The 17,589-nt window shown below is 37.6% G+C and carries 18 protein-coding genes and 1 other RNA gene; 5 read left to right on the top strand and 14 right to left on the bottom strand.

The annotated features are described in order from the left end of the window. Positions 1–24: 24 nt before the first annotated feature. Positions 25–735 carry a YebC/PmpR family DNA-binding transcriptional regulator gene (locus KO521_RS00845; RefSeq protein ID WP_215938034.1) on the top strand — a complete coding sequence of 237 codons (711 nt, stop codon included), beginning with the start codon at positions 25–27 and terminating at the stop codon, positions 733–735. A 153-nt stretch (positions 736–888) separates the two neighbouring features. Here the strand turns inward: KO521_RS00845 and KO521_RS00840 are convergent, their stop codons facing one another. The 6 genes from KO521_RS00840 to KO521_RS00815 all read right to left on the bottom strand — a co-directional run bounded on the left by KO521_RS00840 (position 889) and on the right by KO521_RS00815 (position 6,258). After that, positions 889–1,422 (bottom strand): 1-acyl-sn-glycerol-3-phosphate acyltransferase, encoded by a 534-nt coding sequence (locus KO521_RS00840; RefSeq protein WP_215938033.1) that lies wholly within the window; start codon positions 1,420–1,422, stop codon positions 889–891. Positions 1,423–1,505: 83 nt separating this feature from the next. Beyond that, the gene (locus KO521_RS00835; protein WP_215938559.1) at positions 1,506–2,633 is read right to left on the bottom strand and encodes an iron-containing alcohol dehydrogenase family protein; all 1,128 of its coding nucleotides are present in this window, start codon (positions 2,631–2,633) and stop codon (positions 1,506–1,508) included. Between the two features lie 6 nt (positions 2,634–2,639). Then, positions 2,640–3,341, bottom strand: a complete 702-nt coding sequence (locus KO521_RS00830; RefSeq protein WP_215938032.1) for an HAD family hydrolase — start codon at positions 3,339–3,341, stop codon at positions 2,640–2,642. Further along, positions 3,332–4,045, bottom strand: coding sequence for a 3-deoxy-manno-octulosonate cytidylyltransferase (gene kdsB, locus KO521_RS00825; RefSeq protein WP_215938558.1), 714 nt, complete (start codon positions 4,043–4,045; stop codon positions 3,332–3,334). The genes KO521_RS00830 and kdsB overlap by 10 nt, the downstream gene beginning before the upstream one ends. A gap of 97 nt (positions 4,046–4,142) precedes the next feature. Further along, positions 4,143–4,706, bottom strand: a complete 564-nt coding sequence (locus KO521_RS00820) for a DUF4126 domain-containing protein (RefSeq protein WP_215938031.1) — start codon at positions 4,704–4,706, stop codon at positions 4,143–4,145. A 109-nt stretch (positions 4,707–4,815) separates the two neighbouring features. Next, the gene (locus KO521_RS00815; protein ID WP_215938030.1) at positions 4,816–6,258 is read right to left on the bottom strand and encodes an ATP-dependent DNA helicase; all 1,443 of its coding nucleotides are present in this window, start codon (positions 6,256–6,258) and stop codon (positions 4,816–4,818) included. A 101-nt stretch (positions 6,259–6,359) separates the two neighbouring features. On the opposite strand from KO521_RS00815, the gene KO521_RS00810 reads away from it, so the two are divergent. From KO521_RS00810 to KO521_RS00800, 3 genes are read left to right on the top strand one after another with little or no spacing between them, the layout of a single operon-like run. Further along, on the top strand, positions 6,360–7,013 hold the full coding sequence (locus KO521_RS00810; RefSeq protein ID WP_215938029.1) for a hypothetical protein: 654 nt from the start codon (positions 6,360–6,362) through the stop codon (positions 7,011–7,013). Beyond that, the gene (locus tag KO521_RS00805) at positions 6,988–7,821 is read left to right on the top strand and encodes a DUF3822 family protein (RefSeq protein WP_215938028.1); all 834 of its coding nucleotides are present in this window, start codon (positions 6,988–6,990) and stop codon (positions 7,819–7,821) included. Before KO521_RS00810 ends, KO521_RS00805 begins: the two co-directional genes overlap by 26 nt. Beyond that, complete coding sequence (locus KO521_RS00800) at positions 7,821–8,384, top strand: RsmD family RNA methyltransferase (protein WP_215938027.1); 564 nt, start codon at positions 7,821–7,823, stop codon at positions 8,382–8,384. Before KO521_RS00805 ends, KO521_RS00800 begins: the two co-directional genes overlap by 1 nt. 6 nt (positions 8,385–8,390) lie before the next feature. On the opposite strand, the gene rnpB is transcribed toward KO521_RS00800, so the two are convergent. Further along, positions 8,391–8,700: RNase P RNA component class A (rnpB, locus tag KO521_RS00795), an RNA gene on the bottom strand. A gap of 126 nt (positions 8,701–8,826) precedes the next feature. Between rnpB and KO521_RS00790 the strand changes: the two genes are divergently transcribed. Continuing rightward, positions 8,827–10,659 (top strand): DNA polymerase III subunit gamma/tau, encoded by a 1,833-nt coding sequence (locus KO521_RS00790; protein WP_215938026.1) that lies wholly within the window; start codon positions 8,827–8,829, stop codon positions 10,657–10,659. On the opposite strand, the gene KO521_RS00785 is transcribed toward KO521_RS00790, so the two are convergent. The 7 genes from KO521_RS00785 to KO521_RS00755 are packed head-to-tail and all read right to left on the bottom strand — an operon-like array spanning position 10,631 to position 17,445. Beyond that, positions 10,631–11,008: a transmembrane 220 family protein gene (locus KO521_RS00785; RefSeq protein ID WP_215938025.1), complete on the bottom strand. Its 378-nt coding sequence runs from the start codon at positions 11,006–11,008 to the stop codon at positions 10,631–10,633. The genes KO521_RS00790 and KO521_RS00785 overlap by 29 nt on opposite strands. After that, complete coding sequence (locus KO521_RS00780; RefSeq protein ID WP_215938024.1) at positions 11,005–12,384, bottom strand: alkaline phosphatase family protein; 1,380 nt, start codon at positions 12,382–12,384, stop codon at positions 11,005–11,007. Before KO521_RS00780 ends, KO521_RS00785 begins: the two co-directional genes overlap by 4 nt. Positions 12,385–12,387: 3 nt before the next feature. Continuing rightward, entirely contained in the window at positions 12,388–13,581 is a 1,194-nt protein-coding gene (eboE, locus tag KO521_RS00775; protein WP_215938023.1) for a metabolite traffic protein EboE, read from the bottom strand. Position 13,582: 1 nt separating this feature from the next. Beyond that, positions 13,583–14,743, bottom strand: coding sequence for a 3-dehydroquinate synthase (locus KO521_RS00770; protein WP_215938022.1), 1,161 nt, complete (start codon positions 14,741–14,743; stop codon positions 13,583–13,585). 32 nt (positions 14,744–14,775) lie between these two features. Then, the gene (gene eboC, locus KO521_RS00765) at positions 14,776–15,678 is read right to left on the bottom strand and encodes a UbiA-like protein EboC (RefSeq protein WP_215938021.1); all 903 of its coding nucleotides are present in this window, start codon (positions 15,676–15,678) and stop codon (positions 14,776–14,778) included. Further along, positions 15,678–16,586 (bottom strand): TatD family hydrolase, encoded by a 909-nt coding sequence (locus tag KO521_RS00760; protein WP_215938020.1) that lies wholly within the window; start codon positions 16,584–16,586, stop codon positions 15,678–15,680. Before KO521_RS00760 ends, eboC begins: the two co-directional genes overlap by 1 nt. 1 nt (position 16,587) lies before the next feature. Then, complete coding sequence (locus KO521_RS00755) at positions 16,588–17,445, bottom strand: EboA domain-containing protein (protein ID WP_215938019.1); 858 nt, start codon at positions 17,443–17,445, stop codon at positions 16,588–16,590. Positions 17,446–17,589 lie beyond the last annotated feature (144 nt).

Raw genomic sequence — 17,589 nt, 5'->3', positions numbered from 1 at the left:
TCAACAAATATTTAGTTACAGATTATGGGAAGAGCTTTTGAATTTAGAAAAGCACGTAAAATGAAGCGTTGGTCAGCAATGTCCAAAGCTTTTACACGTATTGGCAAAGACATTGTAATGGCAGTAAAAGAGGGTGGGCCTGACCCAGACTCCAACGCGAAACTACGAGCGGTTATACAGAATGCAAAATCTGTTAACATGCCTAAAGACAATGTAGAACGTGCAATTAAGAGAGCAAGTGACAAAAGTCTTGGTGATTATAAAGAAGTGCTTTTTGAAGGATACGCGCCACACGGTATTGCTATACTTGTGGAAACGGCAACCGACAATAATACCAGAACAGTAGCCAATGTTCGCAGTTATTTCAATAAATGTGATGGTAGTTTGGGAACTTCAGGTTCGGTAGAGTTTATGTTTGACCATACCTGTAATTTTAGAATTCCCGCTGAAGGTATTGACCCCGAAGAACTAGAATTGGAGCTTATTGATTTTGGTGCAGAAGAGGTTTTTGTTGATGACGATGGCATCTTAATTTATGCTCCTTTTGAAAGCTTTGGTGCTATTCAAAAAGAATTAGAGAATAGAGAAATAGAAATTCTATCATCTGGCTTTGAGCGTATTCCGCAAGTAACCAAAGCACTTTCTGAAGAAGAAGCTGCTGATGTTGAAAAGCTTTTAGAGAAAATTGAAGAAGATGATGATGTACAGAACGTATATCATACGATGCAGGAATAGTTTAACTCATTGCTTATAATAACCAAAAAGCGACCTGATTTCTCAGGTCGCTTTTTGGTTATTATTCATTTTCAATTTTACTTATTTAGATAAAAAACAAAGAGAAGAAGCTTTAAACAATAATTGCTAGATAAATAAAAAGAAAAATTACAGCTATCTAGACACCTTACCCTCTACCCCTTTGAAAAACTCATGATACAACGCAAAATCAGCATCCTTATCATCTGTGGTGTATAAAGGTTCTGATATTTTGACTTGCTTGTGACCAAAATCAAAAGCTATTAAAACAATTGGCACTTTTGCTCCCTTAGCGATATAGTAAAAACCTGTTTTCCACTTATCAACCCTTTTTCGCGTACCTTCGGGTGCAATTGTTAATCTAAATTTATCTCGCTTTTCAAATACTTTTACCGTGGCTGAAACCATATCGTTATTCTTGGTACGATCAATAGGCTCTCCGCCCAATTTTCTAAATATCCACCCAAACGGAAATGCAAAAAGGCTTTTTTTTCCTACAAAGTTAATTTGTTCGCCCCAAATCCTTCTGATCAGCAGTCCTAAGAAAAAATCCGCGTAACTGGTATGGGGCACTACGGCTATCACAAATTTGTTTAAATGACCGGGGAATTTGCCCACCATTTTCCAGCCCATCACCTTAAAGTAAATAAAATGAGCTAGCTTTTGCATAGGAAAGTACTTTAGAAAATTGAATTTTTAAGATAAAAACTACCTGCTTTGAAGTGATTCTCCTTTTAACTAAAATAAGAAACTTATATTTTTCTGTAGATAGATTCCAGTTTTTCAGGGGTAATGGTATCCCGCCAATTCTTACCAAGGGCATTTTCCCACAAGGGAACCATGTTCATTGCTACTTTTATCATGGTCTTAAACTCAGCATCGGTCAGAGCTGCACAGATACCGGTAGGCAATTCAATACCATGTTTTACCTTCATTTTATTAAAAAGTGCTACCCCTTCAGGATAAAACTCTTCCAGATGTTGAAACACTAAACAGTTACCAATACCATGCTTAACCCCTAGTAAATATCCCAAACCATAACTTAACGCATGTGCCACTCCTACCTGAGAATAGGCTATGCTCATACCACCATGCCACGAAGCCATCATTAATTTATCCCTAGATTCTTCTTCTGATAAATCTCCGAGGTACACCTCCTTACATAGTTCTAACGCTTTCTCTCCATAACTTTGACTAAAAGCATTTAAATACGTGCCTGTTAATGATTCAATACAATGTATATAGCAATCCATTCCTGTATAGAACCATTGTTCTTTAGAAACGCCTTGGGTTAAATCCGGATCAAGGAGTACTTGTCCAAAAGTAGTGTGGTCTGAATTGATACCCAATTTCTTCTCAGGCCCTAATAAAACCGTAGTTCTGGAAACCTCCGCTCCTGTTCCACTAATGGTGGGTATCCCCACATGAAAAATTGACGGTTTTTGAACTAAATCCCATCCTTGATATTCCGAAGAACTACCGTTGTTTGTTAATAGAATGGCTACTGCTTTGGCCAGGTCCAATAAGGTTCCCCCTCCAATACCTACAATACCACTAGGCAAATCTTGATATTCTCTTTTAATTTTATCGACCAAAGCATCTACTTGTGCCGTTTTAGGTTCTTCTTCCGCAGAAATAAAAATAATCTGATCGTTGAAAATAAGTGGAATCCTTTTTGCCAGTTCGGTATTTTCAAATACATCATCCACTAGAAATATAAAAGGGGCATCGGAATGTTTTCTTTTGGGCATTAAAATATCGCCTAATTGATTAAAACTTCCTCTACCGAAAACTACCCTAGGCACCATTGGAAAATTTCTGAATTCCGTTTTCTTACCTACAGTTGCTTGTTTTACTTGCGTATGCTTCTTTACCTCCATCATAACCTATTTCAAATACTCTAATATATCTGATAATTTATTTATTTTCAGATACTTATAATCGCCATCATTAATCTCTACTTGCTCATGCTGCCAAGTTGTATGAAAAGGAACGTGCACTGCCTGCGCACCAATTTCAATTAAAGGCAACACATCTGATTTTAGTGAATTCCCGATCATTAAAAATTCATTTACATCGATTTGTAAATGATTTAATAAATGTTGATAATTTTCTTCTTTCTTATCACTCAAAACCTCCACATGATGAAAAAATTCTGAAAGACCTGAACGCTCCAATTTGCGTTCTTGATCTAATAAATCACCTTTGGTCAAGACAATCAATCGATAATTTCCGCTTAATTTACGTAAAACTTCTCTTACACCATCTAATAATTCTACCGGTTGGCGCAACATATCCTTGCCAATATTTAAAATTTCATCGATTTTGGCCTGTGAAATCTTATTGTTTGACAGCCTTAAAGCAGACTCTACCATAGAAAGCATAAAACCTTTTACCCCATAACCATAGAGCTCTAGGTTTTTAATTTCCATTTTAAACAACTCTTGGTCTATGGTATTCATAGTTTCGTAACCTTCCAAAAGCTTTCCGAATTTTTGCTCAGCTTCTCTAAAATAGGTTTCGTTTACCCATAAGGTATCATCGGCATCAAAACCAACTACGGTGATTTTACTGTAATCTACCTCCATGCTTGCTGTGCTCTTTTAAGATCTTCTGGAGTATCTATCTCTATTCCTGAAACAGTTGTTTCAACCATCTTTATTTTCTTTCCATATTCCAAATATCGAATAGCCTCAATTTTTTCAATAGCTTCTAAAGGCAACATCGGTAATCTCTGAAAGGCCATTAAAGCACTTTTCCTGAAGGCATAAATACCTTTATGCTTATAATAGACACTTTCAATTTCTTTATTTCTTGGATATGGAATTACCGAACGGGAAAAATAAAGGGCAAAATTGCGATTATCCACAATAACCTTTACCGTATTGGGATTATCGATTTCTTCTTCATCCGTAATTCTAACCATTAAAGACGCTAAATCTATTTCCTTTTCCGGATCATTCTTAAACACTTCCAAAACACTTGCCAAACTCTCTCTATCCGTAAAAGGTTCGTCTCCTTGAACGTTCACGATAATGTCAACATCCATGTTCGTTACAGCTTCCGCAATACGATCACTACCACAGTCATGTTCTTTTTGGCTCATTAGTGCCTTACCACCTGCGTTGGTTATCGTATTGAAAATAACATCACTGTCTGTCACAACATAAACCTCATCAAACAATTTAGTGCCTACTGCCGCTTCATATGTACGTAAGATGACAGGTTTGCCTGATAGGTCCTGCATCAACTTTGCAGGAAACCTAGATGCCGCGTAGCGGGCCGGTATCATAGCTATTATTTTCACTTTTTGTGGATTATTGTTTTCTACTAAATTTCATACTTCTAAAACCAATTTAGAAATCGTAAACCTCTTCTAAAATCTATTCTTATCTCTTAGGTCTCAATTTTCTGTAAATACGAAAAATAAATACCAAAATGATAATGACTAAAATTACAGCAAGTACCGGCGCAAATATCGATGCCGTAGTAACAACTACTGCCGTACCTGTTTCTAGCGTTGAAACTAACGGATTGGCCAACCCTCCGGTTGTTGCCGTAGAAGCTATTCTACCCGTTGCCCCAGCACCTTTTATGGCTGTTGCTGTACCACCCCCAGCTATAATGGCTAACGACCAAGTTACTACAGGATCTAGATCTGCTACCGTAGACACCATAACTGCCGTACCGGCTATAGCGGCCAAAGGCACTGCAAAGCTATCTAAAAGATTATCCACAAAGGGCACAAAGTAGGCGAAAATTTCTACTAATGTTGCCACTCCCAAGGTAATTACAGAAGCTAGGCTGCCTATCCATTCCCAACTTTCATTAAGCTCCCAAACACCTGTATACGAAGCCAAGCTTAGCGCAAAAAGTGGCAAGAACACCCTAAAGCCAACAGATGCGGCAAGCCCAATACCTAAAAAAATACTGATTATACTGTCCGATGTCATATCACTACTCTATTATTTTGATGGGTAAGAAGCTAAAAGTAGCGTCTATTTTTACTCAAAAATTTTAAAACCTGCTAAAAATTAGCACTTTGTAAAGTTGCAATTTAGCTTATTCCACATCAACAAAAAAATCATCCTTAAAACCTATAAGGTACAATTGTTTTTTTGCTCTTGTTACCGCTGTATATAGCCAACGCAGGTATTCTTTATCTACTCCGTTTGGCAAATAGGGTTGTTCTACAAAAACGGTATTCCATTGTCCTCCTTGAGACTTATGGCAAGTTATGGCATATGAAAACTTAACCTGTAAGGCATTAAAATATTTATTGCTCTTTACACCTAAAAATTTCTTGTATTTAGAAGATTCATTTGCAAAGTCCTTCATCACTTCTTGGTATAGTCTATTCCCTTCTTCATAGGGTAAGGAAGGGGTTTCGGCTTTAATCGTATCCAATAACAAAACAGTTTCAAAAGGTTTTTGATTGGGATAATCAACCATTTGCACTTTCACTTCTGCAAATCTAAAACCATACAATTCCTTTATAGCAAAGAGTTCAAGAACTTCTATGACGTCTCCATTAGCTATAAAACCAGCTTCCGTATTGGGAGAAAGCCAAAAGTAGTTGTTCTTCACCACCATCATAAAATCACCTACTGCAATCTCATTTTCCAAGTATAAGATTCGGCTACGGATGTTCTCATTGTATAAATTTGCCCTTTTATTCGACCTAACTATAAATGCCGTTTCCTCCTTTCCATTTTCCGAATAACTAGTGTCTATTGCTTCCTGTATCTCATAACCATCTACAAGCCGGACTATATCTTTAAAACTGCTTAAATGAAATTTAAACTCATCTGTAAAACTACTCTGTAACTGTTCCCTAAGCAAAGTAGCGTTTACAAGAATACCTGAATCTTCCGCTTGGCGTACGACCTCATCCAATTCAAGTCTAACCACTTCCTTATCATAATTCAATGCTAACTTATCGGGATCGAGTGCTGGACTTAAATTCAGATGAACAGGAGGTAACTGAGCCGTATCCCCAATTAAGATCAGTTTACAATTATGACCAGAATACACAAATTGAATTAGATCATCCAGAAGAGACCCGTTTCCAAATAACTTAGAATCTGTTGGTGCATCCGGAATCATGGAAGCTTCATCTACTATGAAAATCGTATTTCTATGCTTATTGGGTGCTAAAACAAATTGTATTCCTCCACCGCCACCCTGCTTCTTGGGAAAATAGATTTTTCTGTGTATGGTGAAGGATTGAGTATTTGCATAGTTAGACATTACTTTTGCCGCTCTTCCCGTAGGGGCCATCAACACCGCTTTCATCCTAGTCTTCCATAAGCTACTAACCACGGTACCTACCAGGGTTGTTTTACCTGTTCCCGCAAAACCTTTTAACAAAAACACATCGTCCTTTCTGTCAGAAAGTATATACGAAGCTAATTTCTGTAATGCTATTGACTGTTTGAGTGTAGGGTCGTGTGGAAATTTTTCCTTTAGTACTTTATAAAATGATGCATCGTTCAACGTTGTCATAGGTATCAAAGATAAACAGGATTTTTGGGCGAAAAACTTTTGCGATTGAAAAAAAATTGTAGATTTGTCACAACCACTAAAATATAATTAACACTAGAGAAATGAAGACCATAATTCAAATTGTACTGTGGGTAGCTTGTGTAGGTTTGGCATACGCTATATACCAATCAGTTACGGGACCTATCCAATTCAACAAAGTAAAGGAAGAACGTTTTGGGCAGGTTATTGCTAAACTGAAAGATATTAGAAACGCGCAAGAGGCTTACAAAACCGTAAACAGAAAATACGCAAAAGATTTTAACAGTTTGATCAAGTTTATCGATACTGCTGAGTATACCATTACTCAACAGAGAGATTCATCTTATATGGAATTCGATAAAACATATCAGATCGATCTTTTGAAAGAGGTTAAAATCATTGACACTTTAGGTACTGTTTCAGTAAAAGATTCACTTTTTAAAGGAGACAACCGTTACAAGACTTTAATGGAAGTTCCTTTTGCCCAAGGCGGTGAGAAATTTGAAATGAAATCTGATATCCTTTCTAAAGGCAACTATAAAGCTCCGGTTTTCGAAGCCAAAGTAGACAAGAAAGTAGTACTTTATGATCAGCCAGAAGACCTTCTTAAGAAAGAGAAAGCAGAAGTAGGCGTGGAAGAAGTTAATGGAGCATATATTAAAGTAGGTTCTATTGACGAAGTAAGCACCAGCGGTAACTGGCCCCCTATATATGACAAAAAAGGAGAATCAAAATAATACTGGAGAACCAGTGGAGAATTATAAAAAACTGTCCATTCAAGTTAGCTTGAATGGACTTTCTTTTTGTGTATTTGATACCGTAGCAAATACCATTTTAAATTCTGAGAAGGTAGTTTTTGCCAAAGAACTTACCCCATATGAAATATTAAAGCGATTAAAACTTCTATTCTCTTCACATCATATAGAAGAAGATCAGTTTTCAGAAATTGTTGTAGTTCATCGCAACAATCTATTTAGCCTTGTTCCTCAAGTTCTTTTTAATGAAGATGAACTGGCCAATTACCTAAAATTCAATACCAAAATACTAGCCAATGACCACTTGGCTTTTGATGAGCTAGAAAGCTTTCAGATGAATAATGTTTATGTTCCCTTTGTTAACATCAACAACTACATCTATGACCTTTTTGGCGAATTTACCTTTAAGCACAATGGCACTGTAATGGTAGAATCCTTGCTTAACAATCATTCCTCTAGCAAAGAAGCCGTTTGCTATATACATACTTCTCAACGGCAAATGGATGTTACCGTTATTGCCTCAAAAAAACTATTACTCTTCAATAGTTTTAATTTCGTTACTAAAGAAGATTTCCTTTATTACCTGCTATTCACCTTAGAGCAGTTAGAACTCGATACGGAATCGGTTGCAATTAAACTTTTCGGTGATATTGAAAAGGATGATGACATATATGATTTATGCTATAATTACGTGAAGGATGTATCTATGTTCTACCCTTCATTTACAGAACATCCTGGTATAGATAGACCAGAAGACACAATTGATTTCACGGTAATAAATGCTTTTTAATGCGTATAATTTCAGGTTTACATAAAGGAAAGCGACTAACTGCTCCTAAAAAATTACCCGTCCGACCAACGACTGACATGGCTAAAGAAGCTCTGTTCAATATTCTTAACAACCGTTATTATTTTGATGAGCTTGTTGTAATTGACTTATTTGCAGGAACAGGAAATATTAGCTACGAGTTTGCTTCTAGGGGTACAGAACGTATTAGTGCGGTTGATGCTGATTACGGATGTGTTAAATTCATTACCGATACCTCTGAATCTCTTGAAATGGGTATTTCAGTATTTAAAAATGATGTATTTACTTATTTAGAAAAAACACGTGAAAAGGCAACTATAATTTTTGCTGATCCACCGTACGATTTGCCTTTGGAATCTTTTGAAAAAATTCCGGAACTGGTTTTTAAGAATGAGCTTTTGACTGAAAACGGCTTGCTCATTATAGAGCATTCTAGTCATATGGATCTTTCACATCTAGATAATTTTGTTGAAAAACGTAAGTACGGGGGTAGTATTTTTAGTTTTTTCAGTGTTCCTAACCAAGATTACAATGAAATTTGCTGAGGTAAAAAAATAAGCAGGCCATAAGCCGGATTCTGTTAAGCCCAAAGGACCTTCCCTATCATTTATCTAGTACTAACATTACTATTAGTCTCAAACCGCCTACCCTTCGGCTCGGGCGTGCAGCCCTCAAGCACCGATTTACATGACGTTTCACCGCATAGAGTTTACCTGGTTTCACTACAGCATTACCTGTACATACTTTCTGCTGCACTTGTCCTTTCCGTTAAACGGATGACGGGCGTTACCCGCTATGCTGCACTATGGTGTCCGGACTTTCCTCTCCCGTTTTCACGGCAGCGATAAGGCGGCCTGCTTAACGTGCAAAATTAGTACAATTGTTGATAAATAAAGACTTTATCCTATCGAAATAAAAGGCACTTACCATTCCTTATTTTATATTTGTATAATTGAGTTGATGTAAATTCTAAACCATAAGTTTTTTTTGGAACCCTTTATTGTATCGGCACGTAAGTATAGACCTCAGACATTTAGAGATGTTGTGGGGCAACAGGCCATTACCAATACGTTGACCAATGCCATTGAGCACAATCATTTGGCGCAGGCGCTATTGTTCTGCGGTCCGCGTGGTGTTGGCAAAACTACTTGTGCCCGTATTTTGGCCAAACAGATAAATTCTGATGGTACAGAAAAGGAAGGTGAGGATTTTGCTTTTAATATTTTTGAGCTCGATGCAGCCTCAAATAACTCTGTTGATGATATTCGTAATCTTATAGACCAGGTTCGTATACCGCCACAGGTTGGTAAATACAAGGTATATATTATAGATGAGGTACACATGCTCTCTCAATCGGCCTTCAACGCTTTTCTAAAAACACTTGAAGAACCGCCAAAGCATGCCATTTTTATCTTGGCTACCACGGAGAAACACAAAATCATACCAACGATACTTTCTCGTTGTCAAATATTTGATTTTAAGCGAATTACAGTTAAAGACGCTGCTGAATATTTGAAATATATTGCTGAAAATCAAGGTATTGTCGCTGATGATGATGCGTTGCATATTATAGCTCAAAAGGCAGATGGCGCCATGAGAGATGCCCTTTCTATTTTTGACAGGGTAGTTAGCTTTTCAGGCAAAGAACTAACTAGAAAAGCAGTTACTGAGAACCTTAATGTTCTTGATTACGATACCTATTTCTCGGCAACCGATTTAATTTTGGAGCACAACATTCCGCAGTTGCTACTTTTATTCAATAAGACCTTATCCCTAGGTTTTGACGGACATCACTTTATAAGTGGTTTAGCTTCTCATTTTAGGGATTTAATGGTTTGTCAACATCAAGACACGATTAACTTGCTGGAAGTTGGTGACGTGGCCAAGCAAAACTACCTGGAACAGTCAAAAAAGACAGGGATGCAGTTCTTACTGCAAGCTTTAAACATCGCCAATGACTGCGATTTAAAATATAAAACCAGTAAAAACCAACGGCTGCTGGTTGAACTTACCTTAATGAAATTAGCTTCGATTGGATTTGAGGCAGAAAAAAAAAATTCTGAATCTGACGTCCTAGACGGTTCCACTATCGATTTTATAGCACCTGCTTCTTTTTTTAAAGGAAATAATTCTCCTGCAAAAACTCAGGCACAAACTTCAACACCGGCTCAGGAACAGCCCAAACCAGCTACTCCAGAAACAGCTGTAACAACTAAAAAACAGGAAAGTCCACAGTACCAAAAAGAAGAAACAACAAGAACACCTAGTTCTATAGCTGTTGCCGAACCTAAAATAGAAGAAACCGCAGCCCCTCAACCCAAAGCCACACCCGCAAAAAAGCTTAATATAGGTGGAGGAAAACGAGTATCCGGACTTTCTATTTCTAGTTTAAAAGCAAAAAAAGAACACGAGCTTAGTCGCAAAGACGAAACTATTGACGAAAGCAAACTACCAAAGGATGCTTTTACCGAAGAGGAAATGCAAAAACATTGGGCGGATTTTGTTGATAAAATCGATTTGGAAGGAAAGAAAATTCTAGCTTCCAACCTCAATGCAGATATACCTAAATTAGTTCAGGACAAGACCATTTGGATAGAACTTCCAAACGGCACTATGAAAAAAGAAATTGAGCGGGAGCAATACGGGCTTATGGAGCACCTAAGGCGAAACTTAAACAACTACTTCATTGAACTAAAAATTACAGTCAACGAAAGTGTAGCTAAAAAATTCGCTTTTACACCTGAAGAAAAATACGAAAAACTTAGGGAGAAAAATCCAGCGATAGATTTACTCAGAAAAACTTTTGACTTAGACCTTTAATCCTTTTTACAAAGCGAATTCGCAGTGCGTATACCAGCATAATTACTGCTATAATCAGCAAACCACAAGCTTCTCTACCGCGTTCAATATTCTCTATATCTCCTTCTCCAATAGTAAAACCCTCAAATTGCACAGGCCATTGTTTATAAGCACCTATCATGGCCAATAAACAAAAAAAGGTTGCTATAGTAAAAGTCAAACGGTTAACTACAAAAAGTAATGACGCTAAAGCAGCTAAACCGTAAATAATATACCAAGTAGTAGCATCTGGATCATTATATTGTAGGTAAGCCGCCCAAGCAAAAAGGACCGCAAATACAGAACTCAATATTTTAAAGAAATACTTCATACTTCTTCCATTATATGGTTTTTTAAAATCCCAAACACATCCGTAGCTTCAATATCATCATTAAATGAGGAATTTATTTGATCCGTAATTAAAATCGGGAAATCAGCTTTATCTTCCGGTATTCGGCCATGGGATCCTTTAACTAACGTAGCATCCAACGGAATGATATTCATTACCGTTCTGAATCCCATTTTTTTCTTAAGTAACTTGACAATAACCTTCGCCATTACCAATTTATCTTTCGGGTCAGTCAACATCTCAACTGGATCATAACCTGGTTTTTTATGTATATCTACCATTCGGGCATAATCCGGCGCTTTAGCATCATCCAACCAAAAATAATAGGTAAACCATGAATCGGCATCGGCAACCACAACAAGGTCTCCACTTCTTTCATGATTTAAATTGGCTTTTTCCAATTCTTCTCCTGTTAGTACTTTTTCAACTCCGGAAACTGTTTCTAACAAAGCCTTTACCTCTAGCTTTACGGCAGGGTCATTTAAATAAATATGTGCAATTTGATGGTCTGCTACAGCAAAAGCCTTGCTCTGACCTGCATCCAAAAGTTCAAGTCCGCGTTCTTCCCTAATAGCAATATAGCCTTTGGAACGTAAGATTCTGTTTAAATGAATAGGGTTATTTACATCGGTAATACCATATTCAGACAGCAGTACAATTCTTGTATTTCGCTTCTCAAAATGTTTTACCAGATGCTCCACTACTCCATCTATCTCTTTTAAGTCTTTTTTGATTTTTTCAAAATTGAGTCCGTGGCGCTGTAAGTTATAATCCAAATGCGGAAGATAAACCAAAGACAAAGTAGGATTATGCATCTCATCCGTACGAATAGCCGCATCAGCAATCCATTTGCTGGATTTTATAGAGGTTTTAGGACCCCAAAACTGAAATAATGGAAAAGTACCCAGCTCACCCTGTAACGTATCCCTCAACTCGGGAGGATAAGAATACACATCCGGTATTTTTCTGCCATCGGCCAAATAATTAGGTCTGGGCGTTAAGCTATAATCTACGGTAGAGTACATATTGTACCACCAAAAATGGTTCGCACAGGTAAAATGTTCATCCTGTTTTTTTAGTTCGTCCCAAAGTTTATCGCTTTCCACCAGTTTATTTGACTGACGCCAAAATTTAACTTCACACTCATCTTTAAAATACCAACCATTCCCGACAATACCATGTTCGTCAGGAGTTTTCCCCGTCAAATAAGTGGATTGTGCAGAACAAGTTACTGCTGGCAAAACAGGATTTATGTAAGCAGATTTTCCCTTTTTAAGAAAGGATTCTATAAATGGGGTATGCTCCCCAATAAGACGTTGCGTCAAGCCCACAACATTAATCACTAGCGTTTTCTTCATCTTCTAAAACTTATCTACAAACCAATCAATCTCCCTTATAATAGACTCGGAAAGGTCTCTCTTTAAAGCAGATGGGAGAACATCCCAAGTGTAGGTCTCAATTTCCAAATGTTCGGAAACAGGGTGTTCCTTTAAATATTTCATCACTTTTAGAATATGGTCTTGGGTAGAATTCAAAGCTCCAAAACGTTCTAAAAAAATAGGCACGTGAAAATGTGCGCGTAATTCTTCAAATTCCCTTTTATGTTCAAGAACAATAGGCAAATCATTATAGGTTTTTACCTTACCACTCACCTTTTCAGTTACTTGGTGTAAATAGGTAGGCTCATCAAAAAGTGCCAAAGCTTCCCAAATTTCATCATTCCCTGACGGATTTGAAAGAATTTTTAAAGCAGCACTCACTTGAATTTTCCCTATTGCAATTCCCGCTTTTTCCAATTTTTCAAAAGTGTCCGTTGGCTCTTCGTAAGCTAATGAAAAATGGCAAATATCATAGCACACGGTAAGGTAACGGTGAATCAATTTCTTTGCAGCTTCAGCATCCAACCCTAATTTTTCACCTATTAGGGCAACACCAATAGGCAATAAATAATCAGCGAAAAATTGAAGAACCTCATCACTATTCTCCAACATACCATCAGGCTCCGGCTCTATATCCAAATGTAGATATTTTCCGGTTTCTTGTTCTATTTTATGTAGATGGGTGGCAACTTCGAGCATATTTTTTGCTCCCGTTTCAAAAGCTGTTTTAGTCGCTTCTTCTGTAGCATGCCAATATTTATAGCTTACTGGAGACGTTGAAATTCCACCCGTATTACCTTCAGGAAGCAAAGCCGCTAACTGATCGAACATACGCCTAGTATATGTCAACCTTTCCTGCGCGGTCCAATCTGGCGCATGCACATCATCCTTAACGCGTTCGTTGTGAAAATTACCATACGGAAAACCGTTCATGGTAAAAACATATACCTCGTTTTCACTCAGCCATTGTTGAAATTCAGCAAGATTCGAATCCAAAGCAAGTTCCTCACTCGCTTTATTGGATAAACGCAACCCCAAACCGAAAGGCTTGCTGGGAGCTACTTTTTGCTTAATCTGCGGAACGTGATTCTTTAGACTATCAAAAGTGGTCTTCCAATCAAATCCTGGGTGGATATTGGTACAATATGTAAGTTGAAAATTTTTATCTATGCGCAAGCTATTTTACTTTAAGTTTTGAAATTTCGTTTACCAAGTCCAATGCATTTTTCATGGTTCCCCTATCAATTTCGTGAACATCATATTTTACGCCAATATCAGAAATTAACGTTATCGTGAGTTCCCCACCTAAGTGCTCCCGAAATTCTTCTATTCCATTCAGCAACTCGTTTACTTCTTTCTCAGAAGATAACGGAAAACTCAAATCAAAACCTATATTCTGAAAAACCTGCACTACACGATTTAAATCGGACTCATTTATCAAACCGACTAAATGAGCATAGGCAACATCTAGAACAATTCCTTTTGCAACCGCTTCACCATGACGCAGTGCATAATTGGTCATATATTCTAATTTATGGGCTGCCCAATGTCCAAAATCCAATGGTCTGGAAGAACCACTCTCAAACGGGTCTCCACCCTGTGCTATATGATGCATATGCATTTCGGCACACCTATAGATGGTGTACTGCATAGCTTCCATATTTCTCTCTCTTAATAAATGAGCGTTTTTTTCCAAATATTCAAAAAAGACATCATCTTTAATCAGTGCTACTTTTAGAGCTTCCGAAATACCGGATATCCAATCGCGCTGCTCCAAGGTTTTTAAAAAATCCGTATCATTAATTATAGCGAACGGAGGAGCGAAAGTTCCAATAAAATTCTTCTTCCCAAAGGCATTCACACTATTCTTAACCCCTACCGCAGAATCATCCTGAGATAATACCGTTGTTGGTATACGTATTAGTTTTACACCTCTATGGGCAATTGCCGCGGCATAACCTGCCATATCAATAACCGCACCGCCGCCAATTACAACTACAAAAGAATGCCTGCAAATAGCGTATTCACTAACCGCTTTTAGAATAGCCTCAACCTGACTCTCATCATTTTTACAAGTCTCACCACCTTGAACGACCATACTTTTAGTATGCAACAGATTCTCTTGGTATTGCAGACAGTAGGTTTTAATGTTTTGTATTAATTCCGGGTGAGCCTCGGCCACACCATCATCAATCACAAAGAGTAATTTTACAGGCTCATTCTTATAAGCTTTGATAACATCCCTGAACAAGGTGTTTTTTATACCGAACAAGTTTTCGGTAAAGTGGAGGCCATATTGATATGAAACCTCAAATTTCTGTTCTATTGTTTTAAACATCGAATTTATTTTGAACGCCAATACAATTGACCTTAAGTAACGGCAAATAATTTAGACAGGCCCTTAGAAATAGGCAATAAGGCCAGTATTATCAAACCATACCACCAATCTGAAAATGCAACAGCTACAGATGCATCTAGCAATATAAGCGATATAACTCCTGCCATAACCGCTTTTTTAATATTCTCAGGAGAGTTTACGGAATGGGCTTTGACCAAAGGTCTTAACACCGTGAACGCAAACACTACTAGAAACAATAACGAAAATATTAGGTCATCCGTATATAAAAATGCTATAGATGCAACGGCCAAAATCACCATACCATAAAGTACACCTGCCAGCACGATGTGGTTTTTGTTTTCACCATGCACTTCCCCCCTACTAATCAATGTAATAGCGAAGATATACACAATAGGGATAATGGCCATAAACCAGTAATTGAAATCTCCTAAAATGGACATTCCCAATAGGAGGTTTATCCCTCTACACAAACCCATACTCAAAGGACCAAAAAAATCATACTTTTTGGCAATGCCGTCATATAAAAGTATAGCCATAGCAAGCGCAAAGGCAACACCACCTGAAATACTCGATACCAAAAAGGCCAACAGAATTCCGATAACCAAAGTAATTGAACCATATAGCGTTGCAGCCGCTATCGGCACAACTCCGCTAGGGATAGGCCGTTCTGGCCGTTCTACTTGATCTATTTTAAAGTCGAAAACATCATTAAGGATTACCCCGCCCGCATATAAAAAAACGGATGAAAACATAAGGCACAAGATATGCGTAAACAACACTGAACCTAAAAAATCTGATGTTACACCGCTTGCAAAAACACCTCCAATAGCTACACCGGCCAAAATATCGGCGGCGGCAGTTGGTAAGTTAGCAGGTCTTGCCAATCGCGCATATCCAAGAAATGTGGAATTCATTATGTAATCTGATCAGAATCTACTCTGGGTTCTTGTCCTCTTAAAACACTGTTGTCATTAAAAAGTTGAGCTTGATTTACTCCTTTGGATTTCAACCAATGCTCCTCTTTCATTTTGCCGTTAGAACCAAAAATATCCAATGCATTTTGGTAACAGGTTTTTACAACGTCCTCTTTTGCAATACCTCTTTTCAGCATAAGATTTGCTGTTTTTGGCACGGCCAAAGGGTCACTAACGCCCCAATCCGCAGAACTATCTACAATAATATTAGTACTTCCAAACTTTTTAACCACTTCAACCATACGCTCATTACCCATTTTTGTTTTTGGGTAGATGGTAAATGCAGCAATAAAACCTTTGTCCAAAACCTCTTTTACGGTTTCTTCGTTATTGTGGTCAATAACTACCTTTGCAGGGTCTAGGCCGTGTTCCAGACAAACTTCCATACTTTTAAGCGTACCAGCCTTTTTATCACGATGTGGTGTGTGCACCTGAACCACCATATCCAATTCCTTGGCCATTTCTAGCTGCATACGGAAGTATTTATCCTCTGCCGGAGTTTGATCATCATAACCTATCTCACCTATGGCCACCACATTCTGTTTGTGCAGGTATAGAGGTAAAAGCTCAATAACCTGTTCCGCTAAAGCCTCATTATTTGCTTCTTTGGAATTTAAACCGATGGTACAATAATGCTGAATACCAAACTGACTAGCTCTAAACGGCTCCCAACCTACTAAACTGCTGTAATAATCTTGAAAAGAACCTACCTGAGTCCTTGGCTGTCCCATCCAAAAAGAAGGCTCTATTACCGCAACAACTCCGGCCGCGGCCATCGCTTCATAATCGTCCGTAGTTCTAGATGACATGTGTACATGCGGATCTATTATCATCATTTTATCTTCCATATTAAGCTTTTATATTTTTCCAGGTAATTTCTTTATTCGTTACTTGAGCCTTTAAATTTGGGTGTTGGGCCAATAACTCTTTGGCTTTTGGCTCTTTAGAATTATAACAACACAGTGCCGCTACTTTATTTTCAACAAGATTATCACTTGCGAACAAGCACTCCATATCTTTCAACAAGGTTTCATCTAAAAATGCTGCCACAGGCCGCCAAAACAAAGGCTCTATTTCTCTGGATGCCGCCCACCTTTCATGTGCGTAATCAGATATAATTCGTGTTAAATCCTTATTCGCTCGCTCATCAATACTTAAAATGGCAGAAAGATCTAACTGCATAAAAGCAGCTTTAAGGAACATTTGGTTCCATTGTTGATCATTAAAATATTTTGCGGGATATGGATTCTGCATACTTATGGCTTTAAATATGGTGGAAATATTCGTTCGTAAAGCCTCAACTGCAGTCTGCTTATAATTTTCGGAATCGGGTAACAGAATCAGAAATTTTAAGAAGGTTTCCAGCTCTCCGATATCTGCTACTTGAATAAGGTTAGCCACTTTAGGTACGAAAAAATCACCATCTGCCTTCAACACCTTCAATAAAAGATAAATGCGGGCTATTTGAAGTACGGTAGCATTCTGTTTAAGCAAATACTCGGTTACTTCATCTGTATCAGGACTTAAATTCAGAATAGTGTCTGAATCTATTTTACTAGCCAATAGGCTATACGTCATGTACAGATCTTTTGTAGAACTTGAACTAATTATTTGTTCTAGTTTTGAATGCAACCATGAATCTGTATCAGGGTCTAAATTACTGCTTAATAAAGTCTGAAGTTCTTGGTCTAATTTGGTTAATTCCATATTCTGTTTTTCGGGTTTCTTGATAAGTGGTAACAACCCTGTTTTCTTTCACCTTTCGGCATTATAAAAAACAACTATCTACAAAACTAATTATTCTTTGGGATAACATGATATTTAAGATGCTAAATTCAAGTTATAGTTTAC

The sequence above is a fragment of the Zobellia uliginosa genome, assembly GCF_018860745.1.
GTDB classification, from domain to species: domain Bacteria; phylum Bacteroidota; class Bacteroidia; order Flavobacteriales; family Flavobacteriaceae; genus Zobellia; species Zobellia uliginosa_B.
Note: the sequence above shows the minus strand (reverse complement) of the source record. Positions and strands in the feature narration are given on the sequence as shown.